We start from the raw sequence: 15361 nt of genomic DNA, 5'->3' as shown, positions 1-15361 counted from the left end.
CGGGGCACTTCGAGGCATGGTTGAAATTTCAACGCGATGTCCGAATACCGCCGGAGGTCCGCGGCGCCCCGGACCAGGATCGAGTCATGTCCGAGATCGGAACGAGGAGTTCTGGAGATATGACGATGAACGGTGCGGCAGTGCTCGACGGCAAGGTGGCCCTGGTGACCGGCGGCAGTCGTGGGATCGGCGCGGCGGTCGCGCTGCGACTGGCCGAGGACGGCGCCGACGTGGTGCTGACCTACCGGGGCGGCGCCGAGCGGGCCGACGAGGTCGCCGCGAAGATCACCGCGATGGGGCGGACCGGCTGGGCCGTCCGGGCGGACAGCGCCGACCCGCAGGAGGTGGCGGCCGCGGTGGCCGCGGTCGCCGAGCGCTTCGGGCGGCTGGACATCCTGGTGAACAACGCCGGCGTCGGCGTCCTCGGCCCGATCGGCGAGCCGGCGCTCGACGACGTCGACCGGGTGCTGGAGGTGAACGTCCGGGCGCCCTACCTGTACGCCCGGGCCGCCTCCGCGCACTTGGCCGACGGCGGACGGATCGTCACCATCGGCAGCTGCGTCGCCAAGCGGGTCGCCTTCCCCGGCGCCACGCTGTACGCGACCAGCAAGGCCGCGCTGATCGGGCTCACCAAGGGGCTGGCCCGTGAGCTCGGCCCGCGCGGGATCACCGCCAACCTGGTGCACCCGGGCCCGATCGACACCGACATGAACCCGGCCGGCGGCCCGTCGGCAGAGTTCCAGAGCGGGCTCACGGCGCTCGGCCGCTTCGGCACCGGGGCGGAGGTCGCGGCCGCCGTCGCCTACCTGGTGGGAGGGGACGGCCGGTACGTGACCGGCGCGGAGCTCGCGGTGGACGGCGGCTTCGCGGCCTGACCGCCCGGCGGGCCCGGTCGGCGGCACGCACCGGCGCACGCGGGGCGGTGTCGTGCCGGACGGTCGTCGGCGCTCGCGCTTACGATCGCCCGGCACGACCCGTGTCCCCGACCGAGAGGTGTGCCATGACCGCAGCGGAAGACCCGATCGGACTGCTCGCCCGGGCCCTCGCGCAGACCGCCGGGCTGATCGACGGCACCGGCGTCGAACTGGCCGGCCACCCGACCCCCTGCCGCTCCTGGGACGTCGGCGACCTGGTCAGCCACCTCCTCCACGACCTGCGGCAGTTCACCGTCCGGGCGAGGGGCGGGCAGCCGGACTGGTCGCAGCCCTTCGAGCGGGTCGAGGACGACTGGCTGCACGCCTTCGAGGCCGGGGCCGAGCAGCTGGTCGACGCCTGGCGCGCGGCCGGGGACCTCGGCGGCACGCTGGAGGTGCCCGGTGTCGGCACCCTGCCGGCCCGCTTCCCGGTCGACCAGCAGATCGCCGAATTCGCTGTCCACGGATGGGACTTGGCGCGTTCCGGCGGCCAGTCCACCGAGGGCCTGGACCACGAGGTGGCGCTCGCCGCCCTGGCCTGGGCCGAGGGTGCGCTCAAGCCCGAGTACCGTGGCGCCGAGCAGGAGCACAAGGCCTTCGGTCCGGCCGTCGCCGTGCCCGAGGACGCCCCGCCGTACGACCGGCTCGCGGCGTTCTTCGGCCGCGACCCGGCGGCGCCGGTCGTGCCGTAGGCCGCGTTCGCCCCCGGTCCGCCGACGGCACGGACGCACCGGTCGGTGCCACCGGGCGCCCGCGCCCCGCCCGGACCGGGCGGGGCCTGCCCGGGTCACAGCGGTCGGCGGGCCGCGGCCTGCTTGATCGCCTCGCGGATGCGCGGGTAGGTCCCGCAGCGGCAGACGTTCTGGATCCCGTCGATGTCCGCGTCCGTCGGGTTCGGGGTGCGGCGCAGCAGGGCGACCGCCGCCATGATCTGGCCCGGCTGGCAGAAGCCGCACTGGGCGACGTCGCAGGCGAGCCAGGCCTCCTGGACGGGGTGCAGGTTCTCGCCGTCGGCGAGGCCCTCGATGGTGGTGACGGTGTGGCCCGCGCAGTCCTTGACGGACCGGGTGCAGGGCTGGAACTCCCGGCCGTCGAGGTGGCTGGTGCAGGCGCGGCAGACGCCCACCCCGCAGCCGTACTTGGGGCCGGTGACGCCGAGTTTGTCGCGCAGCACCCAGAGCAGCGGCATGTCGTCCGGGGCCTCGACGGTGACGGGCTGCCCGTTGAGGACGAAGGTGTGGGTGGGCATGGGGAGTCGGGATCCTCGGCTCTGGATGGTCGGGTGGCTGTGACGCCCGGGTGGTGGCGCCGGCCCGGTGGTGGTGCCGGGAGGGTTCAGAAGTCGATGGGGAAGGAGCGCGGGCTGGTGCCGGTCGCGCGCGCGTAGGCATTGGCGACCGCGGCGCACGCGGCCGGGACACCCAACTCGCCCGCGCCGCCGGGCGGTCCGCTCGGCGGCATCAGGTGGATCTCGACCACCGGCGGGGTGTGCCGCTGCCGGGCGTAGTGGAAGTCGCCGTAACTGCCTTCCCGGAAGGCTCCGTTGTCGAGGTGGTTGCCGGCCTGCAGGATCACCGAGATGCCGTCGACCAGTGCGCCGGTCAACTGGGCTTCCAGGCCACGGGGGTTGATGACCCGGCCGACGTCGGCGGCGACCACCGCCCTGGTCACCCGGGGGTTGGCCCGGTCGGTGGCGTCCAGCTCGACCAGGTAGGCGGCGGCGCCGCCGTTCTCCTCGTGGTACCCGACGCCCTGGGCCCGGCCGGGGGGCATCGGGCGCCTCCAGTTCCCCTTCGCGGCGACGGTGTCCAGGACGGCCCGGCCGGCGGCGCCGCGCAGCCGGGCCCGGCGGAAGGCGACCTCGTCCTGGCCCATCCGGCGGGCCAGTTCGTCCATCACGATCTCGTCGCAGACCCGGACGGTCCCCGAGTACACCGAGCGCCAGCTGCCGGTGTGCAGGTCCAGCGGGACCTCGGCGAGCAGCTGGACGGGGACGCCGACGTCGTACGGGTTCTTCTCGGTGAGCAGGAAGAACACCTCGGAGGTGGTGAGCCCGGCCAGCGGGAGGTCGTAGCCGGCGGCGGTGAGCGCCTCGCCGAGGCCGTGGCCGAAGTCGGTGCGCACACTGGCGGCGCGGTGCTCCCAGGCGAGCACGCGGTCGAGGCCGTAGACGGCCCGGATCCGGTGGTGGCCGGCCGGGCGCATCCGGCCGTGGCGCATGTCGTCGTTGCGGGTCCACATCAGCTTGACCGGGCGGCCCGCGGCCTTGGAGATCCGGGCGGCCTCCAGGGCGGCGTCGAAGAACAGCCGCCGGCCGAACGAGCCGCCGCCGCGCACCACGTGGACGGTGACGGCGTTCTGCGGCAGGCCGAGTTCGGCCGCGATGGTCTGCTGGGCGACGATCGGGCTCTGCGCGGCGAACCACAGCTCGGCCCGGTTCGCCCGGACGTCGGCGATGGCGGTGAGCACCTCCATCGGGGCGTGGTTGACGAAGGCGAAGTCGAACTCGGCGTCCAGGTGCTGGGCGAGCGGCGGCGGCGGGAGGAACGGCGCGTGGGCGGCGCGCAGCCGTTCCCTGACGTCGGCGTCGGACAGGCCCGCGACCGGGCCCGGGTTCCAGGTGGTGCGCAGGGCGTCGCGGGCCTTGAGCGCCTGGTCGAAGGTCTCGGCGAGGACGGCGACGCCGCTCGGGACCTGCACCACGCCGAGCACCCCGGGCATGGCGCGGGCGGCGGAGGCGTCCAGGGACTTGAGGGTGCCGTTGACGGTGGTGGGGCGGGCGACCACGGTGGGGACGGCGCCGGGCACGGACAGGTCCCCGGTGTACCGGGCGCGGCCGGTGACGATGTCGCGGGCGTCGATCCGGCCGGTCGGCCGGCCGACCAGCCGCAGCCGGTCCGCCGCCTTGGGGAGGGCGGGGACGGCGGGCGCGGCGATCGCGGCCGCGGCGGCGGCGAGTTCGCCGTAGCCGAGCCGTCGGCCGTCGGGGGCGAGGACGGTGGAGTCGGCGGTGCGCAGGGTGGGCGCGGGAACGTTCCAGCGCCTGGCGGCTGCGGTCACCAGCCGGGCGCGGGCGGCGGCGGCGGCGCCGCGCACCGGGTCGTACAGCGAGCGGATGGAGTTGGAGCCTCCGGTCAGCTGGTTGAAGAGCAGTTCGGGGCGGCCGTCGGAGAGCGGCACGTCGACGTCGCCGAGCCGGGCGTCGAGTTCCTCGGCGACCAGCATCGCGATCGCGGTGGTCAGGCCCTGACCGACCTCCAGCCGGGGCAGGTGCAGCACGGCCCGCCCGGCGGGGGTGACTTCCAGGACCAGCAGGTGCGAGGTGGGCAGTCCGGCGAGGATCATCGCGTCGCCGAGGTCGACGATGTCCGGGATTCCGGGCAGGCCGACCAGCCGCGGGGACGCGGCGTCCCGGGCGGCCGCGGCGGCGTGGACGGCCTGCCCGGCGGCCTGTCCGGGACCCGGGGTGGCGGCCCGTGCGGTGGCGGGGTCGGCGGCGTCGAGGCCGAGGCGGGCTCCGACGGTGAGGGTGGGCGCGGCCAGCAGGTAGGTGAGGAAGCGGCGGCGGCGGGTCACGCCGGCCCCGGCGGCCGCTGTCGCGTCGCGGCGGTCGGCGGTGCCCGGGCGGGTGGCGGTGGACGGGCGGTCGGCGGAGCCGGGGAGGGTGGGGGCGCGCGGGTGTCCGGTGGGCTCCGGGTGTCCGGTGGGGTTCGAGGGCGCGACGGAGGTGCTGATGGGAGGAGCCCTTCGAGCCGGAGACGGCGCCGGATCGGGCGGGCACGGCGGCCCCGGCCCCGGTGCCGGATCGCGAACGCCGTCGAGCATAAAAGGGCGCTACTGACGGGTCAACACGGTCAAAGTTGGCCCCAGGCTTGGCCGATCGCGGTTTTGCAGCGTTCGGGGAGAGCGGATTCGGAGCGGGTACGGACGGCACTTCGGTGGCGCGGGGAAGGCCGGGGCGAGGCCCTCCCGAAGCGCGCGGAGACCCCAACGGGACGGTGTCGCACGAGGGTTCAGCGCTCGGTCGGCGGTGCGGCGGCTGACGGAAGTGGCCCAGGAAATTCCTTGATCACTGGATCTGTCGGCTGGGCCGGTTTCTGCCTAGGGTGGGTGGCGAACCGTCGCCGACGGTTGTGAACGTCCGGCCCGTGCGCCGCTCGTCGCCGCGGTGCTGTCGCCCGTCCGTGGGTGGAAGGCCCCCCGTCGGGCGAACGGTGACGGTCCGTCACCACCGAAGGAGAGACGTGCCGACCGACCGAGCCGCCCGGCCGGGCAGCCTGCTGCCGCCCGCCGGCCCCCAGCGGACCCTGGCCGCAGCCCAGTTGGCGAGCGCGGTGGGCGACGGTGCGTACTACACCTGCTCCGCGCTCTACTTCACCCGCGTGGTCGGCATGTCACCGACCGCCCTCGGTCTCGGCCTCGCCGTCGGCTGGGCGCTCGGCTCCGTCGCGGGCGTCCCGCTCGGCCACCTCGCCGACCGGCGCGGCCCGCGCCGCACCGCGGTGGCGCTCGGGCTCGCGGCCGCGGCCGTGGCCGCCGCCTTCCTGACGATCCGTTCCTACCCGCTGTTCCTGGTCGCGGTCTGCCTCTACGCGACGGCCCAGTCCGGGCTGACCGCGGCGCGGCAGGCGCTGGTCGCCGGCCTGGTGCCGGCCGGGGAGCGGACCGGACTGCTCGCCCACCTGCAGTCCACCCTCAACGGGGGCCTGGCCGTCGGCGCGGCGGTCGGCGGCATCGCGCTGAGTGTCGGCACCCGGACCGCCTACCTGGGCGCCTTCGTCGTCACCACGATCGGCCTGCTGATCGGCGCGCTCGTCCTCGGCCGGCTGCCCGAAGTCCCGCCCGGCCCGAAGGAGTCCGGCACCGGACCGCGCCTGGCGGTGCTGCGCGACCGGCGGTACGCCGCCGTCACCCTGATCAACGCGGTACTACTGCTGCGCATGCCGCTGCTCAGCCTGATCATCCCGCTCTGGATCGCCCAGCGCGCCCCCGGGATCGGCTGGCTCGGTTCGGCGCTGTTCGTGCTCAACACCCTGGCTGTGCTGGTGTTCCAGGTCCGGGCGGCACGGGACGTCACCGGGCTGGACTCGGCCGCGCGGGCGGTCCGTTCGGCCGGGGTGCTGCTGCTCGGCTGCTGCGCGGTCTTCGGACTGTCCGCGCTCGACGTGCCGGTCTGGGCGGTCGGCGCGCTGCTGGTCGCGGCGTCCGTGCTGCAGGTGGCCGGCGAGATGCGGCAGTCGGCCGGCTCCTGGCAGATCGGCTTCGACCTCGCCCCGCCGGAGCGGATCGGCCAGTACCAGGGCTTCTTCGGCACCGGCGTCGCCGTGGCCCGTACCCTCGGGCCGCTGCTGCTCACCGCGCTGCTGCTGGACGGCGGCCTCGCGGGCTGGCTGGTCCTGGGCGGGGTGTTCCTCGCGGCGGGCTACGCGATGGGGCCGGTCGCCCGGTGGGCGGAGCGGGACCGCGGTCACGCGGTGTCACCGGCGCCGCCGGTCGTGACGGGCGCCGCGGCGGAGGGCGCGTAGCGGCGCCGGACGGCGGGTGGGTGGCGGGTGGGTGGCGGGTGGATGCGCGGGCGCGCGGTGTGACGGGTGCGCGGGTGCATGGGCGCGCGGGTGCATGGGCGCGCGGGGCGCGTGCAGCGGGAGAGCACGCGGGTGCGGTGGGCGCTGCGCGGGGGTCCGGGACGGACAACCGGCGGGGGAAGCCGGAAACCGGTGGCCCCAACCCGCCGCGCGCTGGCATGCTGGCCGCGTGGACCGACCCCAGATCTGGCTCGACTTCGCCCCTGAGCTGCACCTCTTCGTCTCCGCGCCCCGCCGGGCGGGCCGCACCGAGCTGCGCACCGACGGTGTCTCCACCCTCGGTCACGTCGTCGAGTCCCTGGGCGTCCCGCTCACCGAGGTCGGCGCCCTGCTGGCGGACGGCCGGGCCGTCCCCGACGCGCACGTTCCGGCCGACGGCGAGCACATCGCCGTCCGGGCCGTGACCAGGCCGCAGCCCTCGGCGACGGCGCCCCGCTTCCTGCTCGACGTCCACCTCGGCACCCTCGCCCGCCGACTGCGCCTGCTGGGCGTGGACGCCGCCTACGAGAACCCCGACATCGGCGACGCCGCACTGGCCGCCCGATCCGCCGCCGAGCAGCGCATCATGCTCTCGCGTGACCGCGGCCTGCTGCGCCGCCGCGAACTCTGGGCCGGCGCCTACGTCTACAGCCACCGCCCCGCCGAGCAGCTGCGCGACGTGCTCTCCCGCTTCGCCCCGCCGCTCGCCCCCTGGAGCCGCTGCACCACCTGCAACGGCACCCTGCGCGCGGCCACCAAGACCTCGGTCCGCGAGCAGCTGCGGGACGGCACCGAACGCTCCTACGACGCCTTCGCCCAGTGCACCGAGTGCGGGCAGGCCTACTGGCGCGGCGCCCACCACGCCCGGCTGGAGGCGATCGTCACCGAAGCCGTCCGGGACTTCGGGGAAGGTCGGGGTCACCTCGGGGTCGTCTCCGGGTAGCCCGCTCTGGCGGGCGCCCCGGCAGCCGTGGTCCCATCGGCGGTGGGGGACGAGACCCACGCTACTCGGTTGCACGAGAGAGGCCAGGTCGTCGGATGAGCACTCACGAACAGCACCCGCCCTTCGGTACCGCGGACCCCGGGGACACCCCCGCGGTCACCGCCCCGGACGGCGCCGAGGTGTACCCGCTGCTGGTCCTGGAGGGGCGGGGGAGCCTTGCGGTGTTCGCGCTCGCTCCCGGACAGGTGACCCGTGCCGTTTCGCACGCCACCGTCCAGGAACTGTGGCAGGTCACCGCGGGCAGCGGTGAACTCTGGCGCCGCCAGGGCGGCCGGGAGGAGACCGTACGGCTCGCTCCCGGCACCGCCGTGTCGGTACCGCTCGGCACCGCGTTCCAGTTCCGGGCGGACGAGGACTCCGCCGGGCCGCTGCGCATCACCGCCGTCACCATGCCGCCCTGGCCCGGGACGGACGGCGAGGCACGCCCGGAGGAAGGCCCCTGGAAGGCGACCGTCCGATGAGGCGCCCGCTGCCGCGCCGCCCGCTGGCGGCGCTGGCTGCGGCCGCGGCGGTGCTGGGGCTCACGGTCGTCCCGGCGGCTGCCGCGCCCGCCGCCGGGCCGGCCCGGCCCGCCACGGGAGCCGTTCAACCGTCCCTGCAGTCGCGCTACGTGACCATGCCCGACGGGGTCCGCCTCGCCGTCGACGTCCATCTGCCCGAAGGCACCCGGGCCGGCGCGAACCTGCCCACCGTCCTGGTCACCCAGCGCTACTGGCGGGCCCGGGTGCGGGCCGGCGAACCCGGCGAACCCGGCGGCGCCGACGGCGAGTCCGGGCTGTGGACCACCCGCGGCTACGCCTTCGTCATCGCCGACCTGCGCGGCACCGGCGCCTCCTTCGGCACCCTCACCTCGGAACTGGGCGCCGCCGCCGTCGCCGACAGCGGGCCGCTCAGCGACTGGATCGCCGCCCAGCCCTGGTCCAACGGCCGGGTCGGCACCACGGGCATCTCCTACAGCGGCGACACCGCGATGCTCGCCACCGCACTCGGCAACCACCACATCACCGCCGCCGCCCCGATCTCCTACGACTTCGACCCCTACGAGGACCTGGTGCGCCCCGGCGGCGCGCTCATCGAGCCCCGGCTCGCCCCGTACGCGCTGCTGCTGCGCATCCTCGACCAGGCCGGCGGCACCACCTGCGACACCGACGAACGGACCCGGGAGCTCTGCGCGAGCACCGGCCTCACCGGCCTCCAGCCCCGCCCGGTCGACGGCCCGGACGGACCGGCCCTGCTCGCCGCCGCCCGCGCCGAGCACGCGGGCAACGCCAACCTGGTCGAGATGGCGGACTCCGGCGTCTTCCGCGACTACCGGGACGGACCGAAGAGCTGGACGGTCGGCAGCGTCGGTGAACGGACCGACGCCGTCGAGGCGGGCGGGGTGCCGATCCTGACCAGGGCCGGCTGGCTCGACGCGGGCACCGCGAACGGCGTGCTGTCCCAGTTCACCGGCCTCGCCGACACCCAGGACGACTGGATCGGCCCCTGGAACCACGGCGCCGGCTGGCTCGCCGACCCGTTCCAGCCGGCCCGCCCGCTCACCGAGCCGGAACACGCTGTGCTCGACCGGCGCACCTCCGACTTCTTCGACCGCTACGTCCGGGGCGACGCCCGCCCCGACGGCACCCGGCAGGTGCACTACTACACCTTCAACGAGGGCCTCTGGCGCACCACCACCCGCTGGCCGGTGCCCGGCACCCGGACCCAGGCGTTCTACCCCGGGGCCGGCAACACGCTCGGCCGCCGGCCGGACGACCGCCGCACCGGCGCCGACCTGCTGCGCCTCGACCCGACCGCCGGCACCGGCCCACTGGACCGCTGGAACACCAACCTCAGCGGCGACGAGGTCAGTTACCCCGACCGCGCCGCCGTCGACGCCAAGCTGCTCGGCTACACCACCGCGCCGCTGACCGCCGACACCCGGGTCACCGGGAACGGAAAGGTCACCCTCGACGTGACCGGCCTGACCGGATCGGCCCGGGGCGCCCTGCACGTGTACCTGGAGGACGTCGCCCCGGACGGCCGTGTCACGTATCTGACGGAGGGCCAACTCGCCCTGCAGGACCGGGAAGTGGCCGACCGGGACGACAATCCCGACTGGCGCCGGCTGCGCACGCCGCGCACCTACGCGGCGAACGATGCCGAGGACTTCCCGCAGGGCGAGGCGCAGCGCGTCACCATCGACCTCCAGCCGGTCTCGGTGCTGTTCCGGGCCGGCGAACGGATCCGGCTCACCGTGGCCGCCGCCAACCCGGACTCCTTCCAGCTGCTCCCGGCCGACGGGCGGGCGAGCTACCGGATCGGGTGGGGCGGGGACTGCGGATCGGTGCTGGAACTGCCGGTCGTGGGCTGAGAGCGGCGGCGCCGTGCCCTCACGGTGGGGCCGTCCGGCGGTGGAGCCTCCGCCGCCGGACGGCCCCGGTGGCCGGACGGGGCCTACGCCTCGTCGACCTCCAGGCCGTAGGCGACCACGGCCTGGCGCAGCCCGCCCGGGTAGCCGGCGAGGGCCGGGGTGAACTCCCAGTCCCCGGAGGCGTCGCGGTCGAACCGGCCGAGCCGCATCGCCGTGTTGGTCTCCGCGCCGTCGGCCAGGTGCATCACGGCGGCGTCCTGCTCGGCGCCGGTCTCCAGGATCAGTGCCGGTCCGGCGAACCCGGCCATGGTGGCGTCCGGGTGGTTCTCGGTGTCGGCCGCGGCGATGACGACGAGCCGGTCGACGTCGGCCGGCAGCGCGTCGAAGTCGACCATCAGGCAGGCGTTGGCGTCCTCGTAGCCGGTCACCAGCCGGACCGAGCCGTCGGGGGTGGAGCCGTTGTTGTAGAACACCAGGTGGTCGTCGGAGACCGCGACGTTCCCCCGGCAGACCAGGGCGGCGATGTCGTACTCCTCCTCCCCGGTCCAGTGCAGGAGCAGCCGGGCGGGTTCCGCGGCGATCTCGATCGCGGGCAGCCCGTCCAGGCCGGCCGCCTCGACGGAGGACTCCTCCTGGGCGGCCGCGAACACCTCGTGGAAGCCGTGGTGCTTGAGCAGGCCGACCAGCTCGGAGCCGTTGATCAGGGTGACGGCCTTGCCGGTGACGAACTGGTGCGAGCTGGGGCCGAACCGGCTGGTCGTGACGAGGACGGCCTTCGTCGCGGCCTCGTCGTGGCGCAGCGTCCCGTAGAGGTCCCGCACGGCCGAGGGCGGCACCGTGTCGCGGTACCGCTTCACCTGCACGATCACGTTGCCGCCGCGGAACGGGTCGGTGTCGACGCCGCGGACGTCCACCCCGCCGTCCCGGGACCGGGCGGTCAGCTCGACCTTCAGGCCCATCGACTCCATCAGCCGGGCGACGAGCTGCTCGAACTCGACCGGGTCCATCGCCACGAGGAGCTGGAGTTCGCGCACCCGCTTGGCCATCCGGCCGCGGTTGGCGTTGGTGTCGTCGCGGAGGTGGCGGAACAGCACGCGCTGGGCGCGGCGTTCGTCGGCGTCGGGGTTGCTGAGGCGGTGGAGTTTCCGGCTCCGGGACATGGAGTGCCCCCTCTTGCAGGTGACGATTGTTGCAGGCGTCACCGTAGGGGAATCGTGGGCGAAGTATTGTCGGCCCGTCAGTTCCGCTGCTCAATCGATACCTGGGCCGGCGGGGCGTCCGCCCGGCCCCGGTGCGGCGGGTGCAGTTCGAGCCGCCAGGCGTGGGTGGTGTACGCGCCCATCCGGGTCGGGTGGCGTTCGACCAGGCTCACGTCGAGGCGGCCGCCGGTGCGGTGCAGCGAGCCGGTGAAGCGGTGCTGCCGGTCGGGGGCCAGCGGGTGCAGTTCGGCGAGGACGGCGTCGTCCAGGTCGCGCCCGACGGCCCGCAGGGTCCCGGCGTCGAGGACCAGGAGGGTGCCGTCGGGCAGCACCAGCGGCTCCGGGGCCTGCGGGTCGGCGAGCAGCGGGCCGCGTTCGATCCGCCCGCCGGGCAGCAGCCGCACCACCCGGCTCGCGGTCGGGCGGCGGCGGTCCGTCTCGACCACCCGCAGGCCGCTGCCGACGACGTAGTGGCCGTAGCTGCGCCAGGAGTCGACCAGGGTGCCGTCCCGGTCGTACGCCCAGGTGTCGAAGGTGTCGTAGCCCTCCAGCCCGAGGGCGAAGCGGCCGCCGCCGAGGGCCGCCGCGCGTTCGCCGCGGAGTTCGGCGACCGGGGTGCCGTCGGCGAGGTCGAGCAGCAGGGCCGGGCCGAGGTGGCCCCAGGCGGTGTAGTCGAAGGAGTCGGTGGTGACCAGCACCCGGTCGGCGGAGATGTGGGCCGCGTTCGGCCGGCCCGGGCAGGGCCGGCGCCAGCGGACCCGGCCGGCGGCCTCGACGCAGCTGAGTTCGCCATCGCGGCCGTGTATCTCCAGCCCGTCCCGTCGGGCCAGCGGGCCCTCCGGGCGTCCCTGCGGCCGTCCGCCGCTCCTGCGTCGGTGGTCCGTGACCGTGACCCGCCAGCTCCCCATGGCCCGGATGCTAGTGGACTCCGCCGAATGGCGGAGGCGGTTTCGGAGGGTGCCCGAACTGCCGACACTCTCTCCGGGAGTCCGTGCGCTCTCCCGAGGAGCCGAGGAGGAGGCCGCGGTGGAGTTCGAGGTGATGATCGAGATCCCGCAGGGGTCGCGGAACAAGTACGTGATGGACTTCGCGGCGGGCCGGATCCGCCTCGACCGCACCCTGTTCACCGCCACTCGCTACCCCGCGGACTACGGCTATGTCGAAGGCACCCTCGGCGGCGACGGCGAGCCGCTGGACGCCCTGGTGCTCGGCGGCGAACCGGCCGTCCCCGGCTGCGTGCTGACCTGCCGGACGGTGGGCATGTGGGTGATGCGCGACGAGCGCGGCCCCGACCAGAAGGTCCTCTGCGTCCCGGCCCGTGACCCGCGCTACACCTCCCTGCAGGACATCGACGACCTGCCCGAGTTCGACCTGCTGGAGATCACCCACTTCTTCCGGGTCTACAAGGACCTGGAACGCGGCAAGTCCGTCGAGGGCTCGCACTGGGCGGATCGCGAGGCCGCCCACGCGGAGATCGCCGCCTCGCGCGCCCGGGCCGTGGGGACGCACTTCGCCGGCCCGGCGTGAGGGCGGGAGTGGAGCGGGGGCGCGCCGCCGGCCGCCTCCTGGCCGGCCCGCACGCCCCCGGGCCGCCGCCTCCTCGGGCCGCCGGGCGACGGGCCGGGCCGTCGGCTGAGGGGCTGAGCCGTCCGCTGCGGGGTGGAGCCGTCAGCTGAGGGTCAGAGGCGGGCGCTGCTCAGGACGGCGCGGACCTGATCGGCGATCGCGGCCTCGTTCTGCTCGAACTCCGGTGCGGTGAGCCGGTTCCGGTCCGCCGGGAGGCCGGTGAGGACCGGGGTGTGGAGGTGGCCGCCGGGGAGACCGGGGGCGAGGTCGAGGCGCAGGCGGTTGGAGCGGTAGGCGACCTCGTTGGAGAGGTAGCCGCCCCCGCCGCCGGCGACCGCGCGGGAGCCGGGGGTGGGGCCGTCGGTGCGGACGACGGGGTCGGTGGCGCCGGCGGGGATCTCGGTGACGGGGGTGTTGAGCAGCACCGGGTAGGGCTGCTGGACCGCCGTCATGGCGTCGGTGGGCAGGGTAGTGCGGATGAACTGGGGCCCGGCGGCCAGACCGGGGGCGTCGACCGGGTGCCGGGTCGTCCCGCCGGAGAGGGCGGCGACGTTGTCGGTGGCCGGGTCGGCGGAGCGGGCGCGCCCGGCCCAGGCCTCCAGGGTGAACGTGCCGGGGTAGCCCTGGCTGATGCTGGTGATCAGGTCGGCGGCCTGCGGGCCGGGCACCAGGTGCGGGCCGAAGGCGCGTTCCACGATGCCCTCGTCGAAGTCGCGGTAGCGGACCGGCAGGACGACGGCCCGCACCTCGGCGGTGCTGCCGTCGGCGAGGGTGATCCGCCGTCCGTTCAGCTGCAGGACGGCCGCGCCGGAGGGGTTGGCGCGGCGCGGCTCGCTGTCCAGGCCGTACGGGTCGAAGCCGCTGACGAAGATCCGGCGCACGCCGGGCGCGGCGGCGAAGCGGTCGCCCAGGCCGCGCGAGGCGTCCTCGAAGCGCGCCCGCAGCCCGGCGCGGTCGACGGTGAACCCGGGCTGCCAGTCCGCCAGCCGCACGGTCATGGCGAGCCGGGTCCAGTACAGCGGGCGGTCGTCGCGGGCGGGCAGTTCGCCGCTCGGCCGCCGGCCCTGGGCGCGGTCCACGCCGGCCTGCCAGAGCGCCCGGCCCCAGGCGTCCACCACCTGCTCCGCCCGGTGGGCGGTGCGGGCGGAGCACAGGGCGGCCGGGAACCCCCGGAGCAGGTCGCGCAGGCCGGACCGCTCGGTGAAGGCGGCCGTGCGGGCGTCCTGGAGGCGGGCCTGCTCGGCGTCGGGCGCCGCCGTGGTGACGGTGCGGCAGCCGCCCGCGTCGGCGTGGGCGGCTGCCGGGGCGAGCAGGGCGGCGAGCGTTCCGGTGAGGGCGGCGGCCAGTCCGGCGGTACGGCGGAGAAGTGTCATGTCACCTGACAATAGGTCCGGACCTGACGCCCCGCCAGGGTGCCGCCGCACGGCCCGTAGGCTGGGCGGGTGACAGCGCCCGACCTCACCCTCGCGACCCTGATCGCCGACCCGTACGGCAGCTACACCCGGCTGCGCGCCGACGCTCCCGTCCACCGGGTCGTCGGCCCCGACGGCCTGCCCGTCTGGCTGGTGACCCGCTACCCGGACGTGCGCCAGGCCCTCGCCGACCCGCGGCTCGCCCTCGACAAGGCGCACGCCGCACCCGGCAACTACCGAGGCTTCGCGCTGCCGCCCGCGCTGGACGCCAACCTGCTCAACATGGACCCGCCGGACCACACCCGGATCCGCCGCCTGGTCGCCCAGGCCTTCGGCCCGCGCCGGATCGCCGCCCTGCGCGCCCCGATCGAGAAGGTCGCCGAACAACTGCTGGACGCCATGGCCCCGGCCGGTCGCGCCGACCTGCTCGCCGCGTACGCCGCACCGCTGCCGATCACCGTCATCTGCGACCTCCTCGGCGTCCCCGAGGACGACCGGCACGACTTCCGGGCCTGGACCGACAGCCTGATCACCCCCGACCCCGAGCGGCCCGAGGCGACCCGCGCCGCAGTCAAGGCGATGCTCGGATTCTTCACCGGACTGATCGAGCGCAAGCGCACCCGACCCGGCGACGACCTGCTCTCCGACCTGATCGCGGTGCGGGACGAGTCGGTGCGGGACGAGTCCGCCGGGGGCGAGGCCGTGCGCGAGGGGCGGGTCGGCGAGGGGCGGGAAGGTGGTCGGGCAGGGGCCGGGAACGACCGGCTCAGCGAGGACGAGCTGACCTCGCTCGCCTTCCTCATCCTCTTCGCCGGCTACGAGAACACCGTCCACCTCATCGCCAACGCCGTCCTCGCCCTGCTCACCCACCCCGAGCAGCTTGCGGCCCTGCGCGCCGAGCCGGAGCTGATCGACGGCGCCGTCGAGGAGTTCGCCCGCTACGACGGCCCCGCCCCGCTGGCCATCCGCCGCTTCGCGCGCGAGGACGTCGGCATCGGCGGCGTCACCGTCCCGGCGGGGGAGACCGTCCTGCTCGCCCTCGGCTCCGCGAACCGCGACCCCGGGCAGTTCGCCGACCCCGACCGGCTCGACCTGCGCCGCCGCGAGACCGGCCACCTCGCCCTCGGCCACGGCATCCACTACTGCCTCGGCGCGCCGCTGGCCCGGATGGAGACCGCCGTCGCGCTGACCGCACTGCTGCGCCGTTTCCCCGGCCTCGCCCTCGGCGTGCCGGTCGGGCAGCTGCGCCACCGCCCCACCCTGCGGGCCCGTGGCCTGCTGGAACTCCCCGTCCGGTACTGATCCGTGGTCGGTGCGGTGCGGTGCGGTGCGGTGCGGTGCGGGGCGGGG

At 75.4% G+C, this 15361-nt stretch carries 13 protein-coding genes; 8 read left to right on the top strand and 5 right to left on the bottom strand.

Annotated features, from left to right (window positions below; translation table 11 throughout):
• Positions 1-125: 125 nt before the first annotated feature.
• Together AB0D10_RS36875 and AB0D10_RS36870 are read left to right on the top strand one after the other, a co-directional pair.
• The gene (locus tag AB0D10_RS36875) at positions 126-875 is read left to right on the top strand and encodes an SDR family oxidoreductase (RefSeq protein ID WP_360264414.1); all 750 of its coding nucleotides are present in this window, start codon (positions 126-128) and stop codon (positions 873-875) included.
• 125 nt (positions 876-1000) lie between these two features.
• Entirely contained in the window at positions 1001-1606 is a 606-nt protein-coding gene (locus tag AB0D10_RS36870) for a TIGR03086 family metal-binding protein (protein WP_360264333.1), read from the top strand.
• Positions 1607-1701: 95 nt separating this feature from the next.
• On the opposite strand, the gene AB0D10_RS36865 is transcribed toward AB0D10_RS36870, so the two are convergent.
• Together AB0D10_RS36865 and AB0D10_RS36860 are read right to left on the bottom strand one after the other, a co-directional pair.
• Complete coding sequence (locus AB0D10_RS36865; protein ID WP_360264330.1) at positions 1702-2163, bottom strand: (2Fe-2S)-binding protein; 462 nt, start codon at positions 2161-2163, stop codon at positions 1702-1704.
• Between the two features lie 86 nt (positions 2164-2249).
• Positions 2250-4490, bottom strand: a complete 2241-nt coding sequence (locus AB0D10_RS36860) for a molybdopterin cofactor-binding domain-containing protein (protein WP_360264327.1) — start codon at positions 4488-4490, stop codon at positions 2250-2252.
• Between the two features lie 668 nt (positions 4491-5158).
• Between AB0D10_RS36860 and AB0D10_RS36855 the strand changes: the two genes are divergently transcribed.
• The 4 genes from AB0D10_RS36855 to AB0D10_RS36840 all read left to right on the top strand — a co-directional run bounded on the left by AB0D10_RS36855 (position 5159) and on the right by AB0D10_RS36840 (position 9834).
• On the top strand, positions 5159-6439 hold the full coding sequence (locus tag AB0D10_RS36855) for an MFS transporter (RefSeq protein ID WP_360264324.1): 1281 nt from the start codon (positions 5159-5161) through the stop codon (positions 6437-6439).
• Positions 6440-6668: 229 nt separating this feature from the next.
• A complete protein-coding gene (locus AB0D10_RS36850) occupies positions 6669-7421 on the top strand; it encodes a Mut7-C RNAse domain-containing protein (protein ID WP_360264321.1) in 753 nt (250 codons plus the stop codon).
• 95 nt (positions 7422-7516) lie between these two features.
• On the top strand, positions 7517-7942 hold the full coding sequence (locus tag AB0D10_RS36845) for a hypothetical protein (protein WP_360264318.1): 426 nt from the start codon (positions 7517-7519) through the stop codon (positions 7940-7942).
• Complete coding sequence (locus tag AB0D10_RS36840; protein WP_360264315.1) at positions 7939-9834, top strand: CocE/NonD family hydrolase; 1896 nt, start codon at positions 7939-7941, stop codon at positions 9832-9834. The genes AB0D10_RS36845 and AB0D10_RS36840 overlap by 4 nt, the downstream gene beginning before the upstream one ends.
• Before the next feature lie 83 nt (positions 9835-9917).
• Here AB0D10_RS36840 and AB0D10_RS36835 read toward each other — a convergent pair whose 3' ends face one another.
• Positions 9918-10994 carry a restriction endonuclease gene (locus AB0D10_RS36835; RefSeq protein ID WP_360264312.1) on the bottom strand — a complete coding sequence of 359 codons (1077 nt, stop codon included), beginning with the start codon at positions 10992-10994 and terminating at the stop codon, positions 9918-9920.
• Between the two features lie 77 nt (positions 10995-11071).
• The gene (locus AB0D10_RS36830) at positions 11072-11941 is read right to left on the bottom strand and encodes a hypothetical protein (protein ID WP_360264309.1); all 870 of its coding nucleotides are present in this window, start codon (positions 11939-11941) and stop codon (positions 11072-11074) included.
• A gap of 118 nt (positions 11942-12059) precedes the next feature.
• Here AB0D10_RS36830 and AB0D10_RS36825 point away from each other — a divergent pair, with 118 nt between their 5' ends.
• A complete protein-coding gene (locus AB0D10_RS36825; protein WP_360264306.1) occupies positions 12060-12560 on the top strand; it encodes an inorganic diphosphatase in 501 nt (166 codons plus the stop codon).
• A 152-nt stretch (positions 12561-12712) separates the two neighbouring features.
• On the opposite strand, the gene AB0D10_RS36820 is transcribed toward AB0D10_RS36825, so the two are convergent.
• A complete protein-coding gene (locus AB0D10_RS36820) occupies positions 12713-13972 on the bottom strand; it encodes a pyroglutamyl peptidase (protein ID WP_360264303.1) in 1260 nt (419 codons plus the stop codon).
• 69 nt (positions 13973-14041) lie between these two features.
• Between AB0D10_RS36820 and AB0D10_RS36815 the strand changes: the two genes are divergently transcribed.
• Entirely contained in the window at positions 14042-15313 is a 1272-nt protein-coding gene (locus tag AB0D10_RS36815) for a cytochrome P450 (RefSeq protein WP_360264300.1), read from the top strand.
• Positions 15314-15361 lie beyond the last annotated feature (48 nt).

Source organism: Kitasatospora sp. NPDC048545 (genome assembly GCF_040651155.1).
Taxonomy (GTDB): Bacteria; Actinomycetota; Actinomycetes; order Streptomycetales; family Streptomycetaceae; genus Kitasatospora.
The sequence above is the reverse complement of the archived record's forward strand: the minus strand, read 5'-3'. Positions and strand labels throughout refer to the sequence as shown.